Here is a 22,275-nt window from a genome sequence, read left to right on the forward strand (position 1 = left end):
CCCGTGAACGCGCGATGCTAGGACTTGCGCGACGGCGCGGTGAAGGCCGTCGGGTTCGGCGTCGGCGCACCCAGCAGCGACATCGGTGCCGTGACGCCGTCCTTCGGAGCGGGCGGCTCGTTCACCGCCGCGTCGATCTTGCGCGGCTTGAAAGTCGCCGCCAGGCTCTTCGCGCTGGCGAGGTCGGTGGGGCTCAGCTTGTTGGCCACATCGTCGCGCTTCTTGGCGGCGTCGTCGTCGCCCTGTGCCGCGGCGGCGGAGAACCATGCGTAGGACTGCACCAGATCCTGCGTCAGGCCGAGGCCGCGGGCGTAGAGCACCGCGAGATTGTACTGGCTGTCGCGGACGCCGAACTCGGCCCCCTGCCGGAACCACGAGGCCGCGGAGGCGAAATCGGGCTTGCCGTTGGCGGCGGGGTTCTCGGCATAGAGCACCGCCAGGTTATGCATCGAGCGGGCATGGCCCTGCTCGGCCGCGCGTCCGTACCAGAGCTTGGCCTTGTCGAGGTCGCGGACGACCCCCGAGCCCTTCTCGTAGTGGCCGGCGAGCTTGTACTGGGCGGGCGCGTAGCCGGCGACCGAGAGCTTCTCGAAGAGCTTTGCCGCCACCGCGAGATCGCGCGGCATGCCGCGGCCATCCGCCTCGCGGGTCGCCAGATCCCAGATCGCCGTCCCGTCGCCGTCCAGCGCGGATTGCTTCACCTTGGCGAGGGCGGTCGGCAGGGCGCCGAGATCCGCCTGCATCGTGTTCATGCCCGAGACCTGGGGCACGGCTGCCTTGGCATTGGCCGGACGCGCCTCGGCGGGAAGCGGAGTCGGCAGGGCCTGCGTGGTCACCGGGTCGGCGATGGCCGGCTTCGACGCCGAAGTCTCGGCGACCGCTTCCTGACGCGGCTCACGGGCCGGCTCGATGCGCGCCGGGGCGACTTGCGAGGTCTGGACCGGGCGAGGCGCTTCCTCGGGCGCGCGCAGGCTGATCGCCTGGAGCGCGCCGAGCGCCAGCACGATCGCCGCGAGCCCGAGCAGCAGCGGCCGGCGGCGGCGGTTGATCTCGGCGCGCAGACGATCGAAACGGCTCTCGCCCGTCGCCGCTGCCTCTACCTCGCCCTTGCCGGCGCGCAGGTCCCTGCGATCGGTCGGGGCTTCCGCGGCGAGCTCCGCCTGAGCGGCCTGGGCGGCGCGGCGGGCCGCGGCGATGAAGCTGGTCTTGATGTCAGTCTCGCCGGCCTCCGGCAGCGGGCGCGGGCGGGACGGCTCGCGGTTCGGACGGCGTGCCGCGGTCTCGCGCGACATGCGCGATTCACGGCCCGGACGTCCGCTGCCCGGCTCCAGCAGATCGTCGGTCAGGCGCGACGCCTCCGGCGCGGCGCCGCGGGTGATCTCCGGGCTCGTCGAGGCCATCAGCCGCTCGTCGAGAGAGGGCATGCGCGGGTTCGCGGCTTCGGCTGGGCCGAGCCGGTTGACCAGGCGTTCGAGGGCGGATTGCACGCCCTCCAGGGTGGCGCCGAGACGCTGGTCCGACGCGATCTGGCGCGCCTGCATGTCGGCGAGGCTCGCCCGCAGGAGCCCGATCTCCCCGAGATCGGCGCTGGGGAGGGTGGATCCCTTCAGGGTCTGGGCGACGGCATTGCGCGCGGCGCGCTCCACGACGGCCTCGCTCGGCGCCGATTCGCGCAGGGCCGCGACCTGCTGCAGGAGGTCGTCCATGGTCCGTTCGAGCCCGGCCAGGGCCGGATCGCCGCCGCGGGGCGCATCGAGCCGCCCCGCCAGGGAGACGACCTGCTTCTCCAGCGCATCGAGGCCCTCGTGCTCCGAGCGGCTGCCGACTTGGTCGACCTTGTCGGCGAGGCTGCGCAGCATGGCGTGGATCGAGGCCATGTCATTCGACTGGGCCGAATCCGGCTCACCGACGCGATCGAATTTCTGATCGCGCGTGTACAGGCCATCGACCTTGTCGGCGAGCGTCTGGATCTGCTCGGCGATGGCGGTGGGCGCGCCGGTCCGCACGTCGCTGCGAATCTCTTCCAGAAGCGGGCGCAGGCTGGCCTCGGTCCCGGTCCGCTGCAGCTGCGCGATCTGGGCGCTCACAGCCTGCAGGCTGTTCGCCAGGCCCTGGATGCGCTCCGGACCGGCCAGGGCCCCGATGAGCCGGCGGATCTCCTCGAGCTCGGCGAACAGTCCGGCCAGGGTATGGCCGTCCGACCCGGCCGGGCCGGTCGCGGCGACGCTGTCGAGACGCTCGGCCAGGCGACGGACGTCGTCGGCGACCCGAGTGTGGACGTTCTCGGCCACCTCCTCGGCCAGGCGCTCGACCTGCGCCCGGACCTGCTCGACCGGAGCCGCGATGGCGGCGAGATCGGTGCCGACCTGCGCCCGCTCGATGCCGTGGGCCAGCGTCGTGACCGCCTGTTCCAAGGCTCCGACATCCCGGCTGGTCGCCAGCTGATTGATCGCCTCGCGCAGGCGCACGGTCTCGCGCTGCAGCTCGGACACGGCCGCCGAGGGACCGGACATCTCCTCGACCCGCGCCTCCAGGCGGCGGGCGAGGTCCATGCGCATGCTCGCGACCACGCCGCCATCGGCCGGGCCACCCGTGAGCGCGCGCTCGCCGACGCCTTCCGACAGCTCGCGCTGGCGCTGGCGGATATCCTGGACGGCGTTGCGGATCTCGACCGCGTCCGGGCGTCCGCGTCGGGAAGAGGGACGCGCGGAGGCGAATTGCTCGCCGAGCTGCGACATCCGGCGCTCGATGTCGCCGAGTCGCTCGGTCACCTGCTGGACCGGATTCGTCTTCAGGGCGCGCTCGATCCGGGCCTCGATCTCGGCCAAACGCCGGGCCTCCGCCTCCTGGGCCAGGCGCCGCTCTTCGTCGAGCGTCCGGTTGAGACCGTCGATGCGGCTCATCAGGGCGGCGAAGCCCTGGCCGTAGGCATCCGGTGCGGCGTCCGGGTGGGTCTCGGCATGCCGCTCGAACCGGGCGGCGCCCTGATCCGCGGTGGCCTCGTGCTGGTCGATCTCGTGTCGCGAATCCAGGCGGGCGGCTTGCTCGGCCCTCTGCCGGCGGCGCTGGCGGCGGTTACCCTGGAGGCCCTGCTGCTGCGGCACCACCGAGGCGATCCAGGTCTCGAGCGGAACGCCGGCTCGCGCGGCCACGTCCCGGGCGGCGTCCAGCACCTCCGGGTCGAAACTGTCGAGCTGCGGCATGGCGTTGCGGGTCATCGATGGCCTGTCGTCGGCAGCGTTCGGCTTTGATCCTGTTCGCGGGACGGGACCGAGAGACGGTATCCACGGAACGCGGGCGCCGGATCGTTCGAGGGGACCTTTAACTTTCTTGGTAAACACACGGTTAAAGTGCGGTTGACCCAGTAATCTTCAGCGGCGACGCGGAGGCGTGACAGATCGCTCGGCCGCGACGGCAAAACCGTTGCTCCTGGCGCGACGGCGCGCTTAGATGCTCGCAAACGGGCAGGCCGGTGGTGGCATCAGCCTGAGCGAGGGGGGATCCCGCCATGCCGCACTACCGCGCTCCGGTCGACGACACGCTGTTCCTGCTCAACGATGTCCTGGGCTTCCATAACCGGGACAACCTCGCCGGATTCGCAGACGCCTCGCCGGACGTGGTCGAGGCTGTCCTGCGCGAGGGCGCGAAGCTCGCCGAAGAAGTCCTCGCCCCGGTGAACCGGGCCGGCGACCTCGAAGGCTGTCGCCGCGAGCCCGATGGCAGCGTCCGGACGCCGACCGGCTTCAAGGCGGCCTACGACGCCTACGCGAAGGGCGGCTGGATGGGCCTCGCGGTCCCGGAAGCGTTCGGCGGCCAGGGGCTGCCGCACACCATCAACACGGCGATGCAGGAATTCGCCTCGGGGGCGAACCTCGCACTCGGGATGTATCCGGGCCTGACCCAGGGCGCGATGGCCGCGCTCTTCGTCCATGGCACCGAGGAGCAGAAGGCGCTCTACCTGCCCAAGATGGTCGAGGGCGCCTGGACCGGCACGATGAACCTGACCGAGCCGCATTGCGGCACGGATCTCGGGCTCCTGAAGACCAAGGCGGTGCCGAACGGCGACGGTTCCTACAGCCTCACCGGCACCAAGATCTTCATCTCGGCCGGTGAGCACGACCTCGCCGAGAACATCGTCCACCTGGTCATCGCCCGGATCGAGGGCGCCCCGGCCGGCACGAAGGGCATCTCCCTGTTCGTGGTGCCGAAATTCCTGGTGAACCCGGACGGCTCGCTCGGCGCCCGCAACGGCGTGTCCTGCGGCTCCCTCGAGCACAAGATGGGTATCCACGGCAACGCCACCTGCGTGATGAATTACGACGGCGCCACGGGCTGGCTGGTCGGCCAGGAGAATCGCGGCCTCAACGCCATGTTCGTGATGATGAACGAGGCGCGGCTCGCGGTCGGCGTCCAGGGGCTGGGCCAGTCCGAGGTCGCCTACCAGAACGCCGTCGCCTACGCGAAGGAGCGGCTCCAGGGCCGGGCGTTGACCGGCGCCAAGGCCCCCGACAAGGCCGCCGATCCGATCCTGGTCCACCCGGATGTCCGCCGCACGCTGATGCAGATCCGGGCTTTCAACGAAGCCGCCCGCGCCCTGATGCTCTGGACCGCCCTCCAGGCCGACATCCTGCACCGGTCCGAGGACGCCAAGGAGCGCCAGACCGCCGACGATCATCTCGGCCTGCTCACCCCGGTGGTGAAGGGCGTGCTCACCGACCGTGGCTTCGCCAACGCGGTCGATGCGCAGCAGCTGTTCGGCGGCCACGGTTATATCGAGGAATGGGGCATGTCGCAGTTCGTGCGCGATGCCCGCATCGCCATGATCTATGAGGGTGCCAACGGCATCCAGGCCATGGACCTGATTGGGCGCAAGCTGCCTAAGGACGGCGGCCGGGCGATGATGACCTTCCTGGGCGAGGTCCAGACCTTCCTGAAGGACCACGGCGAGGATCCAGCGATGGCGCCGTTCACTCAGCCGCTCCAGGCCGGGCTGAACGACCTCCAGGGCGCCGTGATGTGGCTGATGCAGAACGCCTTCTCGAAGCCCGACAATGCCGGCGCCGGCGCCACGGACTTCATGCACCTCTTCGGCCTGGTCGCCCTCGGCTACATGTGGGCGCGGATCGCCAAGGCAGCCCAGGCGCGCAACGCCGAGTCGGCCTCGCCCCGCTGGGACTCCAAGCTCACGACCGGCCGTTTCTTCATGGAGCGGATGCTGCCGGAGACCGGCCTGCGCCTCGCGCGGATCAAGGCCGGGGCGGAGACCACCATGGCGCTGGCGGACGAGGCCTTCTAACCCCGACCTGCAGTCCCTCCTCGACCCGTCATCCTGAGACGCCCGCTCCGCGGGCGAACCTCAGGATGAGGCGACGTGATCGGATCGGCACCTTAGGCGCGCAGCGCGCCGTCCAGATCCTCGATCAGGTCGGCCGGATCCTCAAGGCCGATCGACAGCCGTACGACCTCGGGGCCCGCGCCGGCGGCGGTTTTCTGCGCATCGGTAAGCTGGCGGTGCGTGGTCGAGGCCGGGTGGATCACTAGAGACCGGGTGTCGCCGATATTGGCCAGGTGTGAGAACAGCTGGAGGTTCGACACCAGCTTCACCCCGGCCTCGTAGCCGCCCTTCAACCCGAAGGTGAAGACCGCGCCGGCACCGTTGGGCGTGTAGCGCTTGGCGAGTGCGTGGTAGCGGTCGGTCTCGAGACCCGGATAGCTCACCCAGGCCACCGCCTCGTGCTGCGCCAGGTGCTTGGCCACCACGAGGGCGTTATCGGAATGGCGCTGCATCCGCAGCGGCAGGGTCTCGATCCCGTTGAGGATCAGGAAGGCGTTGAACGGGGACAGGGACGGGCCGAGATCGCGCAGGCCGAGCACCCGGCACGCAATCGCGAAGCCGAAATTGCCGAAGGTCTCGGCGAGCACCATGCCGGAATATTCCGGCCGGGGCTGGCTCATCATCGGGTAGCGGGCATCGCCGGCCCACTGGAACGAGCCGCCGTCGACGATCAGGCCGCCGATCGAGTTGCCGTGCCCGCCCAGGAACTTGGTAGCCGAGTGCACGACGATGTCGGCCCCGTGCTCGAACGGCCGGATCAGGTACGGCGTCGCCATGGTGTTGTCGACGACGAGCGGGATGTTGTGCTTCTTGGCGACCTGCGACAGCGCCGCGATATCGGTGATGACGCCGCCCGGATTGGCGATGGACTCACAGAAGATCGCCTTGGTCCGCGGCGTGATCGCCGCCTCGAACGAGGCCGGGTCGTCGTTGTCGGCCCAGGCCACCGACCAGCCGAAGTTCTTGTACGAGTGGTTGAACTGGTTGATCGAGCCGCCATACAGCTTGTTCGAGGCGACGAACTCGTCCCCCGGCTGCATCAGCGCGTGCATGGTCAGGAACTCGGCGGCATGGCCCGAGGCCACGGCGAGCGCCGCGGTGCCGCCCTCCAGCGCCGCGATGCGCTCCTCCAGCACCGCGTTGGTCGGGTTAGTGATGCGGGTGTAGATGTTGCCGAAGGCCTGGAGACCGAACAGCGAGGCGGCGTGGTCGACATCGTCGAACACGAAGCTCGTGGTCTGATAGATCGGCGTCGCCCGCGCGCCGGTGGCTGCGTCGGGCGCGGCGCCGGCATGGATCGCAAGGGTGTTGAAGCCGGGCAGGCGGTCGGTCATCGTCTGGTCTCCTCGCACCGTCCCGCCTGTATGCCCGGCCCGGTGCGGCGCGCAAGGTTCCCACCGGCGCCCGGCCCGATTCGGCTACGCGTCGTGCGAGGCGCCGATATCGACGTGCGGCTGCCCGGCATCGACCAGCGCGCGGTCCACGGCCTCGATCGCCAGCAAGGTCCGGGTCAGGTCCTCGGCCATGGAGATCGGGGCGACGTCGATCCCGCCCAGACGCTTGGCAATGGCGTTCCTCTGCCGCGCCAGGGCACCGCGTGCGCGCTTCAGGTCTTCGACCTCGTCGACGGTCATCCGCTATCCTTTTCAAGGCCCGAGTGCCGGCCCGAGCCGTTCAGTCGCCCGGCGTCCAGTCGATGTTCGGCCGCTGCGCCAGCATCCGGTCGAAGTAGTTGGCGACCGCCTGGGCGCCATCCGTGTGCATCATCGCGACCGGATGCGCGAGGTAGGCGCGGGCGAGATCCATCGGAATCTGCCCGGACTGGAGGGCTTTCAGCACCTCGTCGATGAACGCGTCGTTGGCCTCGTTAAAATCGCTCGACAGCTTCTTGCGGTCGTTGAGCGCCTTGATCGGCATGCCGGGTCCTCTGTCGCGGAAGGATGGGAAATGGTCACCAAGCTGGTGCGCGGCCGCATAAATCCTTGCGGGGACGCGGGACTTTGCAGGCGGTCCTCGCCGCGCCGTCCTCTCGTCGGGCGGTCACGGCAAACGGATCTCCGAAAGAACCAGCTTGCCGATGCAACTCCGACAAGCGTGCGGTTGCACACTTAAGTAACTGCGCCGCCACGTCGGTTGGAGCGGATCTCCGGCGTGACACGTTAATCCACCATGTCGAGTGATCTGATACCCGCCCACAGCGTCGAAGTCATTCCCTGCGCGCGCGATCCGCGGTGCTTCCGCTGGATCATCCGGGCCGGCGGGGGCGCGGTCGTCGAGCACTCACCGTACGCGTTCGTGACGCAGAACGGCGCCCGAATCTCGGGGGAGTGCTGGATCCGCGAACATTTCGCGGACGGCGTGCGCGGCTGAGCCGGTCGCCTTCGCAGAAGCGAGACGGGATCCAGCTCCGCTTCTGCGGATTGCGTTCATCTCACACGCGGATCCTGCGGTCCGCTCGAAGGTTTCCGCAAGTCGCACGACGACGACGCGCTCGGCCTCAAAAGCAAAAACGCCCGTGTGGGCGTTTTGCGAGATCCTGGTTGGGAAGGAAAACTGGAGCGGGCGAAGGGATTCGAACCCTCGACCCCAACCTTGGCAAGGTTGTGCTCTACCCCTGAGCTACACCCGCTCACTAGTGCCTGGCCGCCTGGACTTGCGTGCCGGCGGCCCCCGGCGGCGCTCTCTAAACACCATTCCGCCGGGCGACGCAAGCGCCCTTTTTCGGGTTCGTGACGATTCACCAGATCGGGTCCGGCGGGAGGCCCTCTCGGATCTCGCGCAGGCGGGCGCGGGTCGCCCGGGTGGTGCCCTCGGGCAGGGCGTCGGCGGGGAAGAAGGCGCAGGCGGCGATCTCGCGATCGGGTATCTTGGGGCGCATCACCGCGAAGGCCGGCAGCACGAACACCGCGACATGGTCGCGGGGTGCGGCGGCGGCGTTGCGGTAGAGCCCGTGCAGCCGCAGGGGCGCCTTCGGGACGATCTCGGCCTCCTCGCGGAACTCGCGCTCCATCGCGCCGACGGCGGTCTCGCCGCGCTCGACGCCGCCGCCGGGCAGGTGCCAGCCGCTGATGTAGGTGTGGCGGACCAGGGCGACGCGGCCCTGGCCGTCGAGGGCGACACCGCGCACGCCCAGCGTCATCCCCCGGGACGCGAGCGACCCGAGGTGGAACAGGCGCCGCAGGAACGGGCGGTCGAGGAGCATCCTCGGCGCGTCAGATGACGTCGAGGGTGATCTCACCCAGGCCGGCGATTGCCGCCACCATGCGCTCGCCGCGCTGAACCGGGCCGACGCCCGACGGCGTACCGGTGAAGATCAGGTCACCGGGCTGCAGGGTGAAGTAGCGCGACAGGTAGGCGACCTGCTCGGCCACCGACCAGATCATGTCGGCGAGGTCGCCCGTCTGGCGGATTTCGCCGTTCACCGCGAGGGTGATCGCCCCCCTGGCCGGATGGCCGATCGCCGAGGCGGGGAAAAGCGCACCGATCGGGCCTGAATGGTCGGCGGCCTTGCCGAGGTCCCAGGGCCGCGACAGCTTCTTGGCCTCGTCCTGCAGGTCGCGCCGGGTCATGTCGAGGCCGATCGCGTAACCGTAGACGTGGTCGAGGGCGTCCGCCACCGGGATGTCGCTGCCGCCGCCCGCCAGAGCCGCCACCAGCTCAACCTCGAAATGGTAGTTCCGCGTCTGCGGCGGGTAGATGTGCGGCGCCGGCTCAGGCCCGACAATCTGCAGGGCGTCGGCCGGCTTCATGAAGAAGAACGGCGGCTCGCGATCGGGATCGGCGCCCATCTCGCGGGCATGGGCGGCGTAGTTGCGCCCGACGCAATAGACCCGGCGCACCGGGAACAGGTCGCCGCTGCCGGCGATCGGCAGGGCGATGCGGGGTGGGTTCTGGATGACGGACAGCATCGCGGCCTCGGCTTTCGGGCGTGCGGGGATCCGGGCGCGTGGCGGCCCCGGGGGGTTACAGGAGCGTTGTAAGGCGTGCAAAGGCCCGCGCCATCCCGACGCTTGCAACCCGCCCGGCCTGGTCTACAAAATTTCGTCGATGACGCTGCCAGCCTCCACCCACGATACGCTGCTCAGCGCGTTGCGCGACGGGCTCGGCGCGCGCCATGTGCTGACCGAATTCGAAGATCTCGCCCCCTATCTCGTCGAAAGCCGCAAGCTGTTCACCGGTTCGGCGCTGGCGGTGCTGCGCCCGGGCAGCACCGAGGAGGTGGCCTTCGCAGTCCGGGCCTGCACGCAGGCCGGCATCGCGGTGGTGCCGCTCGGCGGCAATACCGGGCTCACCGGAAGCGGAATCCCACAGGGCGGCGTAGTTCTGTCCCTGGAGCGTATGAACCGCCTGCGCGCGGTCGATCCGGTGGATTCCACGATCACGGTCGAGGCTGGGATGATCCTCTCGGAGGTGCAGGATGCGGCCGAGCGGGCCGGCCTGCTGTTCCCGCTCTCCTACGCGTCGCGGGGCTCGGCCCGGATCGGCGGCGGCATCGCCACCAATGCCGGCGGCATCGCGGTGCTGGCCTACGGCAATGCCCGGGATCTCGTCCTCGGGCTGGAGGTCGTGCTGGCCGACGGCCGGGTGTGGAACGGGCTGAAGGCGCTCCGGAAGGACAATGCCGGCTACGACCTCAAGCAGCTGTTCATCGGTTCCGAGGGGACGCTGGGTATCGTCACCGCGGCGGTGCTGAAGCTGTTCCCGCGGCCGCGCTCTACCAGCGTCGCCTTCGTGGGGCTGGATTCGGCGCGCGCCGCCCTCGACCTGTTCGTGGCCTTGCGGACCCGGATGGACCGGGATCTCACGGCCTTTGAGTACCTGCCGCCCTTCGCCCTGGAGATCGTGCTGCGCCACGTCTCAGGCACGGTCCGGCCGCTCTCCGGGGAGCATGGCGCCTACGCGCTGATCGAGGTCTCGTCGGCGCGGCCCGATGCCGATACCCGGGCCGAGCTGGAAGCCGCCCTCGGCGACGCGCTGGAAGCCGGCCTGATCGCCGACGCGACCATCGCGACGAGCGGCGCCCAGAACACCGCGCTCTGGAGCCTGCGCGAGGGCGTGCCCGAGGCTCAGACCCGCGAGGGCGCCTCGATCAAGCATGACGTGTCGGTGCCGCTGTCGAAACTGCCGGACTTTCTGGAGCGGGCGAGTGCGGCCTGCGTCGCGGCGCTGCCGGGCCTGCGCCCCTGCGGCTTCGGACATTTCGGCGACGGCAACATCCACTTCAACCTGACACAGCCGGAAGCGATGGACCGCGCCGCGTTCCTGGCGGAATGGGGCCGGTTCAACCGGATCGTCCACGACATCGTGCATGGGCTCGGCGGCTCGATCGCGGCCGAGCACGGCGTCGGCCTGATCAAGCGCGACGAGCTCGCGCATTACGGCGATCCCGTCGGGCTCGACCTGATGCGTCGCGTTAAAGCCGCGCTCGACCCTGCGGATCTGATGAATCCCGGGAAGGTTATCCCGAGCTGAGCTGCTCAGCCGTTTGACCGAGCCTGACAGCCGAATTCTGTTGCGAGGACCACGGGGCGCAGGCCGCATTCGGCCGCGTCGCCGTAGATCCGGCGAGCGACTTCGGCGGCCTTGGGGCGAAGCGCGTCGGACCTCCCGATCCGAACAGGTGGACAGAGGATCGTTCCGCCTGCCCGCCGACGGAAGATTTTTCTGGTGGAGACCGTTCTGGACGCCGCTCCATCTTCCGAAGCCGCACAATATAGGCTCGGATCCAGAACCACCGCGAAACCGCAAGCTTGCGCCCTTGGCAGCACTCGATGTCGGGCTCGCGAGAGCGACGCAGATTGCCAAACGGCTGATAAGCCCTCGAACATCCGCCATCCGAAGCGGCGGATGCCTCCGCGACCCTTCGTCCTGCCACGCCGTCCGCTCGTCCGTCGTCACGCCGGAAGACGCGCCTATGTCGCGCGACCAGCGTCGCGTTAGGCCAAACGGTTGACCAAACTATAAAATATACTCGCGGGGAGCCCTGCTCGGCGATCGTGGAATCGCCGGCCTGTCGCCTTCTCCGCAGCTGAGCGGGAGCGTTTCCGAACCGCGCCGGACAGGCCGCTAGGAGTGGCATCTCACTCGACTGTGACCGCGGTCCTACGCAACGATCCTCATCCAGGCCGATTGGGCAGGGGCCGCACGTCCAGCGGCGTGACTTCCATCCCTGTGCAAACGAGATTTTGATGACGCCTCAGTTCTGGCTCTGGTTGGGCTTTGTAGGAATGGCGGCCGGTGCAGCCGTCATCCTGTTCCTGGCAAAGCGGCGGACGCCAGCCGAGGAAGCCGACGGGATCATTCACGGGATCGTGCCGATCATCGCGGCTTGCTCCTATTTCGCGATGGCGACCGGCCAGGGCAGTCTCGTCCTCCCCGCCGGCCCCGATGCGGCCGAGGCGGCGCGCCATTTCTACTTCGCCCGATACATCGACTGGACGTTCACGACGCCGCTACTGCTTGTCGGGCTCTCGCGTACGGCGATGCATTCCGGGATGCGCCGCCCGGCCGTCGTCTGGGGGCTGATAGGCTCCGACCTGATCATGATCGTGACGGCCCTGGCCTTCGGCCTGTCCGATGTCGCGGCAGTGAAGTGGACTTGGTTCGCCATCTCCTGCGGCGCGTTCGGAGCTGTGTTCTACGGAATCTTCGTGCAGCTGCGAGAGGAGAATGCCGGCGAGCGCGCCGACGTGCGCACCGCCTTCCGGCGCAACGCGGTCTTCCTCACCGCGGTTTGGTGCGCCTACCCCGTGGTTCTGCTGGTCGGCCAGGACGGCCTGGGCTTCCTGTCGCCGACCCTCGCCCTGGCGGTGATCGCGATCCTCGATCTCACGGCCAAGGTCGTCTACGGCATCCTCGCCACGATGGAGACGACCCGCGCCGTCGACCGCGATCTCGCGGAGGGACGCCCCGCGGCACCGCTGCGCCGGGCGGCCTGACGCAGATGGCGGCCGCGTCGTCCATCCTTTCCGAACGGGAGGCTGTCCGGGCGAGCCGTCGACGCATCCAAGCGCCGGGGGCTGCGCTCCGACGAGTCCCTGGCGTGCTGCTCGTCCTCGGGCTCACGGCCTCGGCGCTCCTGCCCCGCGACATCGCCTGGCTCGTGGCGCTGACGGTCGTCATCCTGCTTGGGGTTCCCCACGGGGCCCTCGACGGCGCCATCGCGGCGCCCCTGCTGCGCCCGCGCTACGGTCGGGCGTGGTTCGGAATCTTCGCCATTCCGTATCTCGGGCTCTCGGCGCTGGTCCTCCTGGCCTGGCAGGTTGCACCCCTGGCGACCCTCGCGGGTTTCCTGGCCCTCTCGGTCCTGCATTTCGGTGAGGAGGATGCGGGCCCCGGCCGGCCCTTCGAGGCGATCGTGCGTGGGGGACTCCCGGTCGCCCTGCCGGCCCTGCTTCGGCCCGATGAGACGGCGGACATCTTTGCCTGTGTCGCTCGTGTGTGGATGCCTCATCTGCCGGCTTGGTGGACCGCATCGGCGTGGCTCTGGCTCGCCGTCACGGCGTGCTGGCTCCTCACACATCGTCCGCGTGGCGCCGTCCTGACCGAGATGATCCTTCTGGCCGTTGCCTTCTGGGTGCTACCGCCCTTGACCGCCTTCACCCTGTATTTCGTCGGCCTGCACGGCCCACGGCACATGCGCGCGCTGGTGCAGGACCCGATCAAGGCACCCGGCATCGATACGATGCGGCGCGCAAGTCTGGCCTCGCTGCCGGTCTTTGCGCTGACCCTTCTGATCGGTGCGGGGCTTTGGCCGCTTTACGCCCCAGGAGCCCACGATGACGTGGCCAATCTGCTCACCCTGACCCTGCAGATGCTGTCCGCGCTGACCGTGCCCCACGTCATCCTGGACCGCATCGCGGCCGGGCAGCCGGCCACGTCTTTCCCGGGCCGATGAGGGCACCCTTCAGTTGTCGCAGCGGTTGAGGCTGTCATGTGTTGCGCCACCTGAATGTGCGAACCGCCCTTCCCTCTGCGATCGGACTTATCCTCGAACTTCGCAGGCCGAGGATCACCGTCGCAGCCCGGGACAAAATTTGTGCGGCGCGCCATAATTCGGCACGGCGGCGGGTGCAGGAGTTGCCGTGACGGCACGGTGTGCCGCCGCCGGACCGGGCATTAAGCGCCTGCTAACGCTTCGGGCCGACCCTCAATTCAGATGCCGGGGACGCCCGCGCCCGCCTAGGCATGGTCCTTGCTCAGGGTTCATTCATTTCGCATATGCGAGATCAGTGATCAGACGGCCACCGCAGACAGCTTTTGATTTTTCTGGAGACCGACGGAATGCCTACCTCCCAGGCCCGTGTGCAGACCGCCGAGGCAAGCCGCTACCTGCAGCAGCTCTGCCGGCACTGGAGCCATAAGTTCAAGGTCGAGGCGACCCCCGAGCACGGCACCGTGCCGTTCGGCGAGGACCGCGTCTGCACCTTCGACGCGGAGCCCGACGCCCTGGTGATGCGCATCGACAGCGCCGACCCGGTCAACCTCACCCGCCTTGAGAACGTGGTCGCCGACCACCTAGCCCGCTTTGCCTTCCGCGAGAGCCTCGGCGACATCCGCTGGTCCCGCGCAGCCTGATTCTTTTCGGCATTGGCGACGGCGCAACGTCGGAAAGGTGGCGATCGGCCCCTCGCGACTCCGTCCGCCTTTCGGCCGACGACACGTCGCCCCGCGTTGCGGTGAGCGCCGGCGCCGCCACCGTCGCACTTGCGCCGCAGGGCGAGGCTCAGGTTCCCTCTCCCGCAGCGGGAGAGGCCGGTCGTCCCATCGTCCGTCTGGGTACGAGAGACCGCCCTGGAAAAGCGGGCGCCGCGTTTGCGGAGCGTTCCGTCGTGTGGATGTGATCCGTCCGAGAACAGACCGGGTGGCCTCTTTCGGCCCTACAATATCCCTCGGCCGGTTGCTGGCGTAGGCTTTGCAACTGGGGTGAGCCGCGCGCGGCAGCGTCGGCAACCCCAGGATATGAGCGGACGACAGCATGAAGCGACGCACCCTGCTGCAAGGCGCCGGCGCCATGATCGCCGGTGCGGTGGCACACCCCGCCCTGGTCCGGGCCGCCTCGGCCACCACGCTGCGCTTCGTGCCCTACGCCGACCTGGCGCTCCTCGATCCAATCATCACCACCAACTACGTCACGCGCACGCATGCGCTGATGGTGTTCGACACCCTCTACAGCCTCGACGCGTCCTACCGCGCCCAGCCCCAGATGGTGGCGGGCCACGACGTGTCGCCGGACGGGCTGACCTGGCGCCTCACCCTGCGCGACGGCTTGCGCTTCCATGACGGCACGCCGGTGCTGGCTCGCGACGTGGTCGCGAGCCTCAAGCGCTGGTCCCAACGCGATGCCTTCGGCGGCGCCCTGTTCGCGACGGTCGACGAGCTGTCCGCGCCGTCCGATACCCTGGTGCAGTTCCGTCTGAAGCGGCCGTTCCCGCTGCTGCCGGACGCCCTGGCGAAGCCGACTTCCTACCTGCCGGTGATCATGCCCGAGCGGCTGAGCGCGACGCCCGCCACCCAGGCCGTGCCGGAGATGATCGGCAGCGGGCCCTATCGCTACGTCGCGGCCGAGCGCGTGCCGGGCTCGCTTAACGTCTACCGCAAGTTCGAGGATTACCGTCCGCGCCAGGACGGCACGCCGAGCTTCACCGCCGGGCCGCGGATCGCCCATTTCGACCGGGTCGAGTGGCGCACGATTCCCGACGGCGCCACGGCGGCTGGAGCCTTACGCTCCGGCGAGATCGACTGGTGGGAGCAGCCCCTGGTGGATCTCGTGCCCGACCTGCTGCGCCAGCGGGACGTGCGCGTCGAGCTCGTGGAAACCACCGGGCTGATCGGCCAGATCCGGCTCAACCACACCCTGCCGCCCTTCGACAACCCGAAGATCTGCCGCGCGCTGCTGTCGGCTGTCGACCAGACCGAGATGATGGACGCGGTGGCCGGCAGCGATCCTGCAATCCGGCGCGGCCCGGTCGGCATTTTCACCGCCGGCGGCCCGATGGCCTCCGACGTGGGGATGGAGGTGCTCACCAGCAAACGCGACCTCGCCGCCGCCAAGAAGGCACTGGCGGCGGCCGGCTACAACGGCGAGAAGGTTGTCCTGCTCGCCGGCACCGACGTGCCGCGGATCAACGCGGTCTGCGAGGTGATGGCCGATCTCTGCCGCAAGCTCGGCATGAACCTCGACGTGGTCGCCACCGATTGGGGCACGGTGAACCAGCGGATCCTTAACGCGAAGCCGCTGGACCAGGGCGGCTGGTCGATGTTCGGCATCTTCTCCGGCGGCCTCGACATGATCTCGCCGGCCTATCACCTCGCGGCCCGCGGCAACGGCCGCGCCGGCGTCCCGAGCTGGCTCACCGACGCGCCTCTGGAGGAGCTGCGCGGCGCCTGGTTCGCAGCCCCGGACCTCGGCGGGCAGAAGGCCTTGGCGGCCAAGATCCAGGCCCGGGCGCTCGAGGTCGGCGCCTACATCCCCTGCTGCCAATACTTCCAGCCCACCGCCTACCGGCGCGACCTGGAGGGCATGCTCACCGGCCTGCCGCTGTTCTGGAACCTGCGTCGATCGGCGTGAGCGGTTCGACGCATCGTCTTGGTCCGAAAGCCGGCGCCCCACTGTCGGGACGATACCCTAGCCGATCGCCATCAGGCTGGCATTGCCGGCCGCGGTATCGATTGCGGTCGCGCGCTCCTCGATCAGGCCGGGCAGCGCGTAGAGATCACCCGCCGCGAGCGCCTCTTGCGTGCGGCCCTGGACCTGGACGATTGGCCCGGGCCGTTCGGCCAGGGTGCGGTTCAGCGCGCGCAGGCCCGGCGCATCGCCCTCGTACAGCACCGCCCGCACGGCGCCGGCCCGGTCGAGGTCGGATGCCCGCTCGATCCGGGTCGCGCAATCCTCCGGCAGGTCGCGCAGCAGATCGACGACGTGGCCGGAGCCGATCACCACCGCCCGGTCGCCGGTCGCGAGGATCGCGCCGAGCTGGGCCAGCAGCCCGGTCTCGGTCTCCGCGACGGCCGCGACTCGCCCGCTTGGATGCAGGGTGTAGAGGTTGCGCTCACCCACCGGTCCGGCCAGCTCGACTCCGGCGCCGTGCGGACAGCCCTCGGCGGCGAGCCGATTCGCCAGCGCCCCGTGACCCCGGGCGCGCCGCCAGGCGCCGTAGCGCCGGCTCAAGCCTTCGTTGCCTGTGAGCCCGTGGAGGGCGGCGGCCGGGGGACGCTTCAGCAGGCGGCCGAGATAGAGCGGGCCGCCGGCCTTCGGCCCGGTGCCGGACAGGTCGGCCCCGCCGAAGGGCTGCACCCCGACCACGGCACCGATGACGTTGCGGTCCACGTAGCGGTTGCCGGCGCCGATGCGCCCGAGCACCAGGGCCATGGTCTCGTCGATGCGGGTGTGGAGGCCGAAGGTCAGGCCGTAGCCGGTGGCGTCGATCTCGGTCAGCAGCCGGTCCAGGTCGGCGCGGGCGTAGCGCAGGACATGCAGGACCGGCCCGAACACCTCGCGCTCCACGTCGGCGGCGCGGGCGATCTCGATCAGCGTCGGCGGCACGAAGGTCCCGTGCGCCGCCTCGGCCAGCATTGAGACCTGATGGACTGGAAAGCCGCGCGCCGGCATCGCCGCCACATGCCCGTCGATGCGCTCGGCCGCCACCCGGGTGATGACCGGCCCGACATCGACCGCGAGCCGGCGCGGATCGCTCAGAACCAGCTCGCGCATGGCGTTCTTGAGCATCGCGAGGGTGCGGTCGGCAATCTCCTCCTGCAGGCACCGGATGCTCAGGGCCGAGCAGCGCTGGCCGGCGGAATCGAAGGTCGAGGCGATCACGTCGGCCACCACCTGCTCGGCGAGCGCCGAGGAATCGACCACCATGGCGTTCTGACCGCCGGTCTCGGCCACCAGCGGGACCGGCTCGCCGTCCCGGGTCAGGCGCTCGGCCAGGCGGCGCTGGATCATCTTGGCCACCGCAGTGGAGTCAGTGAACATCACACCCTGCACCCGCGCGTCTCCAATGAGCGCCGCGCCGACCTCGCCGGGCCCGGGCAGAAACTGCAGCGCAGCTTCCGGCACGCCAGCCGCGTGCAGCACCCGGATCGCCTCGGCGGCGATCAGCGGCGTCTCCGCGGCGGGCTTGGCCAGCGGTCGCCCCTGCGGAGACGGACACCCGCCATGGTACAGGGGCATCCATGACCGAGATCCTGATCTACGGCGCCTCCGGCTACACCGGCACGCTGCTCGCCGAACACGCCGTCGCGCAGGGCCTGCGCCCGATCCTGGCCGGGCGCGACCCCGACAAGCTCCGGCCGCTGGCCGCCCGGCTCGGCCTCGACTGGCGCGCCGCGCCCCTCGACGATCCCGGCCGCCTGCGCGAAATGCTCGCCGGCATCGCCGCGGTGATCCACGCGGCCGGACCGTTCTCGAAGACCGCGCAACCCATGGCCGAGGCCTGCCTCGCCGCGGGGGCGCATTACGTCGACATCACCGGCGAGATCGACGTGCTGGAATAGCTGGCCGCCCGGGATACCGAGGCGAAGGCCGCCGGCATTGTCCTGCTTCCGGCGGCGGGCTTCGACGTGGTGCCGAGCGACTGCCTCGCCGCCCATGTGGCGAAGCGGCTACCGAGCGCCACGCATCTGCGCATCTCGATTGGCGGATTCGGCGGCTTCAGCCGCGGGACCGCGCGCACCATGGTCGAGGGCATCGCCTGGGGGACGCGGGTTCGCCGGGACGGCCGCATCGTCGAACTGCCGAGCCCGCCCCGCGGCAGCGCCGATTTCGGCCGCGGCGCCCGGCGCACGGTCGGGCTCGGCTGGGGCGATGTGTCGAGCGCGTGGTACTCGACCCGGGTCCCCAACATCGCGGTCTATTTCGAGGCGTTTCCCGCCATGGCCGCCGCCGCGGGCCTGCCGTCCGACCTGCGCCGGATCATCGCCGGCCCGACGGTACAGCGCCTGATCAATCGCGGCATTGACCGGCTGCCGCCGGGCCCTTCCGAGACGGCGCGGGCAACGGCGCGCAGCACCTTTCTGGCCGAGGCCTGGGATGGGACCGGCAAAAGCGCGGCGAGCCGCATGGAGACCCCCGAGGGCTACACGCTGACGGTCCTGACCGCCCTGGAGATCGCCCGGCGTGTCGCGTCGGGCGCGGTGCCGGCCGGCTTCCATACGCCCGTCACCGCTTTCGGACCGGATTTCGTTATGGGGTTTCCGAACGTGGTGCGGACGGACCTCTGACCCCTCCGTTCTTGCGAGCGCAGCGAAGCAACCCAGTGCTGCGCGCGATTTCCGAACGTGGTGTGTCCGTGGATTGCTGCGCTTTGAGCGCAATGACGGAAAGCGGCGTTCCCTGGCCCGAAACGCCGTCTGACCGCAGTCGGATCACACCGTCGCCCCGAGCTGCCAGGGCGCGAATTCCGACGAGCCGAAATCGAACTGCTCGCTCTTGGTCCGCTCGCCGCTCGCGACTTGCAGGATCAGCTCGAAGATTCGCTGGCCGGCCTGCTCGACGCTTTCCTCCCCGTCGAGGATCGTGCCGCAATTCACGTCCATGTCCTCTTCCAGCCGCCGGTACATCGCCGAGTTTGTGGCGATCTTGATCGACGGCGACGGCTTGCAGCCGAACACGCTGCCGCGCCCGGTGGTGAAGCAGACGAGATTGGCCCCGCCGGCCACCTGCCCGGTGGCCGAGACCGGGTCGTAGCCAGGGGTGTCCATGAACACGAAGCCCTTGGCGGTCACAGGGTCGGCGTAGCGCACCACATCGACAAGGTTGGTGCTGCCGGCCTTGGCCATGGCGCCGAGCGACTTCTCGAGGATCGTGGTCAGGCCGCCGGCCTTGTTGCCCGGCGACGGGTTGGCGTCGATCTCCGAGCCCTCGCGGCGGGTATACTCCTCCCACCAGCGCATGAGGTCGACGAGCTTCTGGCCGACAAGCGGGCTCACGGCCCGCCGGGTGAACAGATGCTCGGCTCCGTAGGTCTCGGTGGTCTCCGACAGGATCACGGTGCCGCCGTTCTCGACCACGCGGTCGCTGGCGATCCCCAGCGCCGGGTTGGCCGAGACACCGGAATAGCCGTCCGAGCCGCCGCACTGGAGAGCGACGATCAGCTCGCTCGCCGGCACGGGCTCTCGGCGGACCACGTTGGCCTCGGCCAGGATGCCGGTGACGAATGCGATGCCGGCCTCGACGGTCTTGCGGGTGCCGCCGAGCGTCTGGATGTTCATGCTGCGGATCCGGTCGCCCAGGCCCTGCTCCTCCAGGAAGGCGCCGATCTGGTTCACCTCGCAGCCGAGTCCGATCATCACGATGTGCGAGAAATTGACGTGCCGGGCATAGCCCGCGAGCGTCCGGCGCAGGAGCTTCAGCGGCTCACCCATCGCCATGCCGCAGCCGGTCTTGTGGGTCAGCGCGACCACGCCGTCGACATTCGGATAGGGGGCCAGCGGATCGAGGCCGAGGATCGGGTGGCGCCGGAACGCGTCGGCGATCAGGTCGGCGACGTGGGCGCTGCAATTCACCGAGGTCAGGATGCCGACATAGTTGCGCGTCGCCACGCGCCCGTCCGGCCGGCGGATGCCCTGGAAGGTCGCCGGCGGCGTGACCAGCCGGGTCGGGCGCGCATCGACCCCGAAGGCGTAGTTGCGGGCGAACTCGCCCATGCCGAGATTGTGGACGTGGACATGCCGGCCGGCGGCGATGTCGTCCTTGGCGAAGCCGATGATCTGCCCGTACTTGGTCACCGCCTCGCCGGAGCGATGCGGCCGGATCGCAACCTTGTGACCCGGCAGGATCCGCTCGGCGGCGGCGATGCCCGGAGCCACCGGCGTGCCCGGCTCGATCGCCGTCCGGGCGACCGCCACGCCGTCGTCCGGCCGCAGGGTGATGACGGGATAGGCGGACAGCCTGTCGACCGTGATCGGCATCGTGGTTCCTCCCTGGGCCGCGCCTCGCCGGGTGCGTGCGCGGGAAACCTAGCGCCCCGGCAGGCAGGGCGCGAGCAGCGAGGGTGACGCGGGAGCCCGGATGTCGTCGGGTGTCAGGAGATCTCGCGCACCAGCTTGGCGATCAGGGCCCGGCCGAAGGCCTCGAACCCCTCGGCCGTCATGACGAAGGCGCCCTCGCCGCCGATCACGGTCTCCCGGTAATAGGCCGCGAGCCCGCTCGGGGGATTGGTGTGCTCGCGCAGGTAGCCCGGCATCCCGGCCGGGTCGGTGACGATCACGATGCCGTTGATGGTGATGCCCGACGCCACGGCCGAATCCCGGGCCTCCGCAATGGCGCGGCCCGCATTGCCGGTGCCGTCGCCGGAGATGTCGATGACCATCCGCTCGGCGGCGTAGGGCGAGCGGTCCAGCAGCATGGCGGCAAAGCCGATCGCCGAGCCGATGGCGGTCCGGCCGTAGAAGGGGCGCGGCACCGCGGCGAGGCGCCCCGCGAAAGCCGCGGCATCCGCGGCCGAGGCGATGACCATCCAATCGACCGCGACCTGCTGCTCCCCGGGCCCCGCCCAGTCGAACAGCGCCACCGCGATGCGTCCGCGCTTGCCCTCGGTGATCGCCCGCAGGACGCGCGGATCGCTGAAGGCTTCCGCATAACCCCGCCGCTCCAGGGCGAAACGCTCCGCGCTGATGCTGAGCGAGACGTCGACCGCCAGCACGAGAAGGACGTCGACACCAGTCTCCGCGGCATCGGCGCGCCGTCCGACCAGGGACAGGGCGGCGAGCATCCCGGAGAGCAGATGGCGTCGCCGCATGGCCGACACTCGGTGATGGGCGCCCACGCGGTTCGGCGGACGGCCTCACGCAGGCAACGACCCGGCCACCCGGGCGGTTCGATGCCGCGTTCGGTCGCAGAGCGCACCGACCGGTCCGCGCTATCTGCGGACGGAACAGGATGCATCCGGCATCGCACAGATCTCGAAGGCTACACACGGACCATGCGGATTTTTCACTGGATCGATCGCGCCGCGGATCGCGTGCTCGTTGCAGGCGTCACCGGGAGCGTCGCGCTGCTGAGCCGCGGGCTCGACGCGCTGATTGGGCTGGTCGGCCGCTCATCCGAGCGCCTCGACGCGAAACTCGGCGGCTTGGCGCGAGCGTCGGACGAACGCCGCCGCCGGGAGGGCCGTCGGCCCCTGAACCCGATCACGCTGGATTAGGCACCAGACCTTACAGGCCCGGTCCCTTGGCGGCGCCGAGGATGCGGCCGGGCCTGCCCTCCGCGGCGCCCTGGACCAGGATTACCCAGCTGTCGGCCTCGGCGATCTCGGCGAGGGTGCAGGGTACGTCGAAGCGCGTCGGCTGCCCGGTCCAGCTGCCGAGGCGCTGGATACCGCGCACGACATTGACGTAGGTCGCGGTCCGGCCGCCATTCTCGCCGGCCTGAATCGCGATGGCCCGGCTGCGCAGCACCGGCACCAGCCAGACATCGCCGCGCGTGTCGGGCCTGGCCTCCGGCGCGGCCCCGACCTCTACGGCGATCCGGTCGCCCTTGATCTCGCCGCGGACCGGGATCGGCAATCCGCCGCGCTGCGTGGCCTCCCGCATCAGCCGCTCGAGGGCCGGACGGTCCGAGCCCACGGCGAAGCCGCCGCCATCGACCACGACCTGCGGGGTGAAGACCTGCCGGGCCCCGCGAGCCCGCGCATAGGCGCGCTGGCGCTCGGTCAGCGGCCGCAGGGCCAGGGTGTCCTTCCAGCCGAGATAGTCCCAATAGGTCACCGGCAGCGTCAGGGCGACCACGCCCGGCTGGCGGGCGAGGTCGCGGATAATTGGGTCGGCACCCCGGCAGGCACCGCAGCCCTGGCTGGTGAACAGCTCCACCACGGCGCGGACCGGCTCCGCCCGCGCCTCGGCCGCGGCCGAGACGGCGCAAAGCAACGCGGCAACGCACAGCGCGCCGCTTTCGCCGATCCAGATACGGTCGCGGTGCCGATGCGTCATCAAGC

20 protein-coding genes and 1 tRNA gene are annotated in these 22,275 nt (G+C 69.9%); 10 read left to right on the top strand and 11 right to left on the bottom strand.

Annotation, left to right across the window (positions count from 1 at the left end; all coding sequences use genetic code 11):
• Positions 1–17: 17 nt before the first annotated feature.
• On the bottom strand, positions 18–3,218 hold the full coding sequence (locus AKJ13_RS08565) for an SEL1-like repeat protein (protein WP_050732965.1): 3,201 nt from the start codon (positions 3,216–3,218) through the stop codon (positions 18–20).
• A gap of 290 nt (positions 3,219–3,508) precedes the next feature.
• Here AKJ13_RS08565 and AKJ13_RS08570 point away from each other — a divergent pair, with 290 nt between their 5' ends.
• Positions 3,509–5,296, top strand: coding sequence for an acyl-CoA dehydrogenase C-terminal domain-containing protein (locus AKJ13_RS08570; RefSeq protein WP_050732966.1), 1,788 nt, complete (start codon positions 3,509–3,511; stop codon positions 5,294–5,296).
• 92 nt (positions 5,297–5,388) lie between these two features.
• On the opposite strand, the gene AKJ13_RS08575 is transcribed toward AKJ13_RS08570, so the two are convergent.
• The 3 genes from AKJ13_RS08575 to AKJ13_RS08585 all read right to left on the bottom strand — a co-directional run bounded on the left by AKJ13_RS08575 (position 5,389) and on the right by AKJ13_RS08585 (position 7,252).
• Positions 5,389–6,669: an O-acetylhomoserine aminocarboxypropyltransferase gene (locus AKJ13_RS08575; RefSeq protein ID WP_050732967.1), complete on the bottom strand. Its 1,281-nt coding sequence runs from the start codon at positions 6,667–6,669 to the stop codon at positions 5,389–5,391.
• Positions 6,670–6,753: 84 nt separating this feature from the next.
• Positions 6,754–6,969 carry a hypothetical protein gene (locus tag AKJ13_RS08580; RefSeq protein ID WP_007561630.1) on the bottom strand — a complete coding sequence of 72 codons (216 nt, stop codon included), beginning with the start codon at positions 6,967–6,969 and terminating at the stop codon, positions 6,754–6,756.
• Positions 6,970–7,009: 40 nt separating this feature from the next.
• Complete coding sequence (locus AKJ13_RS08585) at positions 7,010–7,252, bottom strand: hypothetical protein (RefSeq protein ID WP_050732968.1); 243 nt, start codon at positions 7,250–7,252, stop codon at positions 7,010–7,012.
• A 252-nt stretch (positions 7,253–7,504) separates the two neighbouring features.
• Between AKJ13_RS08585 and AKJ13_RS08590 the strand changes: the two genes are divergently transcribed.
• Positions 7,505–7,705, top strand: coding sequence for a hypothetical protein (locus tag AKJ13_RS08590; RefSeq protein WP_050732969.1), 201 nt, complete (start codon positions 7,505–7,507; stop codon positions 7,703–7,705).
• 184 nt (positions 7,706–7,889) lie between these two features.
• Here the strand turns inward: AKJ13_RS08590 and AKJ13_RS08595 are convergent.
• The 3 genes from AKJ13_RS08595 to AKJ13_RS08605 form a co-directional block, all read right to left on the bottom strand.
• Positions 7,890–7,964, bottom strand: a tRNA-Gly gene (locus AKJ13_RS08595).
• Between the two features lie 108 nt (positions 7,965–8,072).
• Positions 8,073–8,537 (bottom strand): NUDIX domain-containing protein, encoded by a 465-nt coding sequence (locus tag AKJ13_RS08600; RefSeq protein ID WP_050732970.1) that lies wholly within the window; start codon positions 8,535–8,537, stop codon positions 8,073–8,075.
• Positions 8,538–8,547: 10 nt separating this feature from the next.
• Positions 8,548–9,243, bottom strand: a complete 696-nt coding sequence (locus AKJ13_RS08605; RefSeq protein ID WP_050732971.1) for a fumarylacetoacetate hydrolase family protein — start codon at positions 9,241–9,243, stop codon at positions 8,548–8,550.
• A gap of 139 nt (positions 9,244–9,382) precedes the next feature.
• On the opposite strand from AKJ13_RS08605, the gene AKJ13_RS08610 reads away from it, so the two are divergent.
• The 5 genes from AKJ13_RS08610 to AKJ13_RS08630 all read left to right on the top strand — a co-directional run bounded on the left by AKJ13_RS08610 (position 9,383) and on the right by AKJ13_RS08630 (position 15,905).
• Positions 9,383–10,807 (top strand): FAD-binding oxidoreductase, encoded by a 1,425-nt coding sequence (locus AKJ13_RS08610; RefSeq protein ID WP_050732972.1) that lies wholly within the window; start codon positions 9,383–9,385, stop codon positions 10,805–10,807.
• A 716-nt stretch (positions 10,808–11,523) separates the two neighbouring features.
• Positions 11,524–12,273: a bacteriorhodopsin gene (locus AKJ13_RS08615; protein ID WP_050732973.1), complete on the top strand. Its 750-nt coding sequence runs from the start codon at positions 11,524–11,526 to the stop codon at positions 12,271–12,273.
• 104 nt (positions 12,274–12,377) lie between these two features.
• On the top strand, positions 12,378–13,232 hold the full coding sequence (locus tag AKJ13_RS08620) for a Brp/Blh family beta-carotene 15,15'-dioxygenase (protein WP_050732974.1): 855 nt from the start codon (positions 12,378–12,380) through the stop codon (positions 13,230–13,232).
• Between the two features lie 386 nt (positions 13,233–13,618).
• Positions 13,619–13,912 carry a DUF2218 domain-containing protein gene (locus tag AKJ13_RS08625; RefSeq protein ID WP_039902563.1) on the top strand — a complete coding sequence of 98 codons (294 nt, stop codon included), beginning with the start codon at positions 13,619–13,621 and terminating at the stop codon, positions 13,910–13,912.
• 400 nt (positions 13,913–14,312) lie between these two features.
• A complete protein-coding gene (locus tag AKJ13_RS08630; RefSeq protein WP_050732975.1) occupies positions 14,313–15,905 on the top strand; it encodes an ABC transporter substrate-binding protein in 1,593 nt (530 codons plus the stop codon).
• A gap of 57 nt (positions 15,906–15,962) precedes the next feature.
• On the opposite strand, the gene AKJ13_RS08635 is transcribed toward AKJ13_RS08630, so the two are convergent.
• A complete protein-coding gene (locus AKJ13_RS08635) occupies positions 15,963–17,513 on the bottom strand; it encodes an aldehyde dehydrogenase family protein (protein WP_244471551.1) in 1,551 nt (516 codons plus the stop codon).
• Between the two features lie 2 nt (positions 17,514–17,515).
• On the opposite strand from AKJ13_RS08635, the gene AKJ13_RS32585 reads away from it, so the two are divergent.
• Positions 17,516–17,836: a saccharopine dehydrogenase NADP-binding domain-containing protein gene (locus AKJ13_RS32585; protein WP_244471552.1), complete on the top strand. Its 321-nt coding sequence runs from the start codon at positions 17,516–17,518 to the stop codon at positions 17,834–17,836.
• A gap of 69 nt (positions 17,837–17,905) precedes the next feature.
• Positions 17,906–18,562, top strand: a complete 657-nt coding sequence (locus AKJ13_RS32590; RefSeq protein ID WP_244471553.1) for a hypothetical protein — start codon at positions 17,906–17,908, stop codon at positions 18,560–18,562.
• A 144-nt stretch (positions 18,563–18,706) separates the two neighbouring features.
• On the opposite strand, the gene AKJ13_RS08645 is transcribed toward AKJ13_RS32590, so the two are convergent.
• Together AKJ13_RS08645 and AKJ13_RS08650 are read right to left on the bottom strand one after the other, a co-directional pair.
• Positions 18,707–20,230 (bottom strand): altronate dehydratase family protein, encoded by a 1,524-nt coding sequence (locus AKJ13_RS08645; RefSeq protein WP_050733080.1) that lies wholly within the window; start codon positions 20,228–20,230, stop codon positions 18,707–18,709.
• Between the two features lie 134 nt (positions 20,231–20,364).
• Complete coding sequence (locus AKJ13_RS08650; RefSeq protein WP_050732976.1) at positions 20,365–21,081, bottom strand: DUF1194 domain-containing protein; 717 nt, start codon at positions 21,079–21,081, stop codon at positions 20,365–20,367.
• 183 nt (positions 21,082–21,264) lie between these two features.
• Here AKJ13_RS08650 and AKJ13_RS08655 point away from each other — a divergent pair, with 183 nt between their 5' ends.
• Entirely contained in the window at positions 21,265–21,486 is a 222-nt protein-coding gene (locus tag AKJ13_RS08655; protein ID WP_050732977.1) for a hypothetical protein, read from the top strand.
• Positions 21,487–21,496: 10 nt separating this feature from the next.
• On the opposite strand, the gene AKJ13_RS08660 is transcribed toward AKJ13_RS08655, so the two are convergent.
• Positions 21,497–22,270 carry a DUF1223 domain-containing protein gene (locus AKJ13_RS08660; protein WP_050732978.1) on the bottom strand — a complete coding sequence of 258 codons (774 nt, stop codon included), beginning with the start codon at positions 22,268–22,270 and terminating at the stop codon, positions 21,497–21,499.
• Positions 22,271–22,275: the final 5 nt, after the last annotated feature.

The organism is Methylobacterium sp. ARG-1 (assembly GCF_001262595.1).
Classification (GTDB): domain Bacteria; phylum Pseudomonadota; class Alphaproteobacteria; order Rhizobiales; family Beijerinckiaceae; genus Methylobacterium; species Methylobacterium brachiatum.

What these genes read in the sequence shown, in the direction of transcription:
- AKJ13_RS08585 (WP_050732968.1), bottom strand. Translation starts at nt 7,252, where the DNA reads ATGCCGATCAAGGCGCTCAACGACCGCAAGAAGCTGTCGAGCGATTTT.
- AKJ13_RS08605 (WP_050732971.1), bottom strand. Translation starts at nt 9,243, where the DNA reads ATGCTGTCCGTCATCCAGAACCCACCCCGCATCGCCCTGCCGATCGCC.
- AKJ13_RS08600 (WP_050732970.1), bottom strand. Translation starts at nt 8,537, where the DNA reads ATGCTCCTCGACCGCCCGTTCCTGCGGCGCCTGTTCCACCTCGGGTCG.
- AKJ13_RS08610 (WP_050732972.1), top strand. Translation starts at nt 9,383, where the DNA reads ATGACGCTGCCAGCCTCCACCCACGATACGCTGCTCAGCGCGTTGCGC.
- AKJ13_RS08590 (WP_050732969.1), top strand. Translation starts at nt 7,505, where the DNA reads ATGTCGAGTGATCTGATACCCGCCCACAGCGTCGAAGTCATTCCCTGC.
- AKJ13_RS08660 (WP_050732978.1), bottom strand. Translation starts at nt 22,270, where the DNA reads ATGACGCATCGGCACCGCGACCGTATCTGGATCGGCGAAAGCGGCGCG.
- AKJ13_RS08570 (WP_050732966.1), top strand. Translation starts at nt 3,509, where the DNA reads ATGCCGCACTACCGCGCTCCGGTCGACGACACGCTGTTCCTGCTCAAC.
- AKJ13_RS08615 (WP_050732973.1), top strand. Translation starts at nt 11,524, where the DNA reads ATGACGCCTCAGTTCTGGCTCTGGTTGGGCTTTGTAGGAATGGCGGCC.
- AKJ13_RS08625 (WP_039902563.1), top strand. Translation starts at nt 13,619, where the DNA reads ATGCCTACCTCCCAGGCCCGTGTGCAGACCGCCGAGGCAAGCCGCTAC.
- AKJ13_RS08635 (WP_244471551.1), bottom strand. Translation starts at nt 17,513, where the DNA reads ATGCCCCTGTACCATGGCGGGTGTCCGTCTCCGCAGGGGCGACCGCTG.
- AKJ13_RS08630 (WP_050732975.1), top strand. Translation starts at nt 14,313, where the DNA reads ATGAAGCGACGCACCCTGCTGCAAGGCGCCGGCGCCATGATCGCCGGT.
- AKJ13_RS32585 (WP_244471552.1), top strand. Translation starts at nt 17,516, where the DNA reads ATGACCGAGATCCTGATCTACGGCGCCTCCGGCTACACCGGCACGCTG.
- AKJ13_RS08655 (WP_050732977.1), top strand. Translation starts at nt 21,265, where the DNA reads ATGCGGATTTTTCACTGGATCGATCGCGCCGCGGATCGCGTGCTCGTT.
- AKJ13_RS08565 (WP_050732965.1), bottom strand. Translation starts at nt 3,218, where the DNA reads ATGACCCGCAACGCCATGCCGCAGCTCGACAGTTTCGACCCGGAGGTG.
- AKJ13_RS08575 (WP_050732967.1), bottom strand. Translation starts at nt 6,669, where the DNA reads ATGACCGACCGCCTGCCCGGCTTCAACACCCTTGCGATCCATGCCGGC.
- AKJ13_RS08580 (WP_007561630.1), bottom strand. Translation starts at nt 6,969, where the DNA reads ATGACCGTCGACGAGGTCGAAGACCTGAAGCGCGCACGCGGTGCCCTG.
- AKJ13_RS08650 (WP_050732976.1), bottom strand. Translation starts at nt 21,081, where the DNA reads ATGCGGCGACGCCATCTGCTCTCCGGGATGCTCGCCGCCCTGTCCCTG.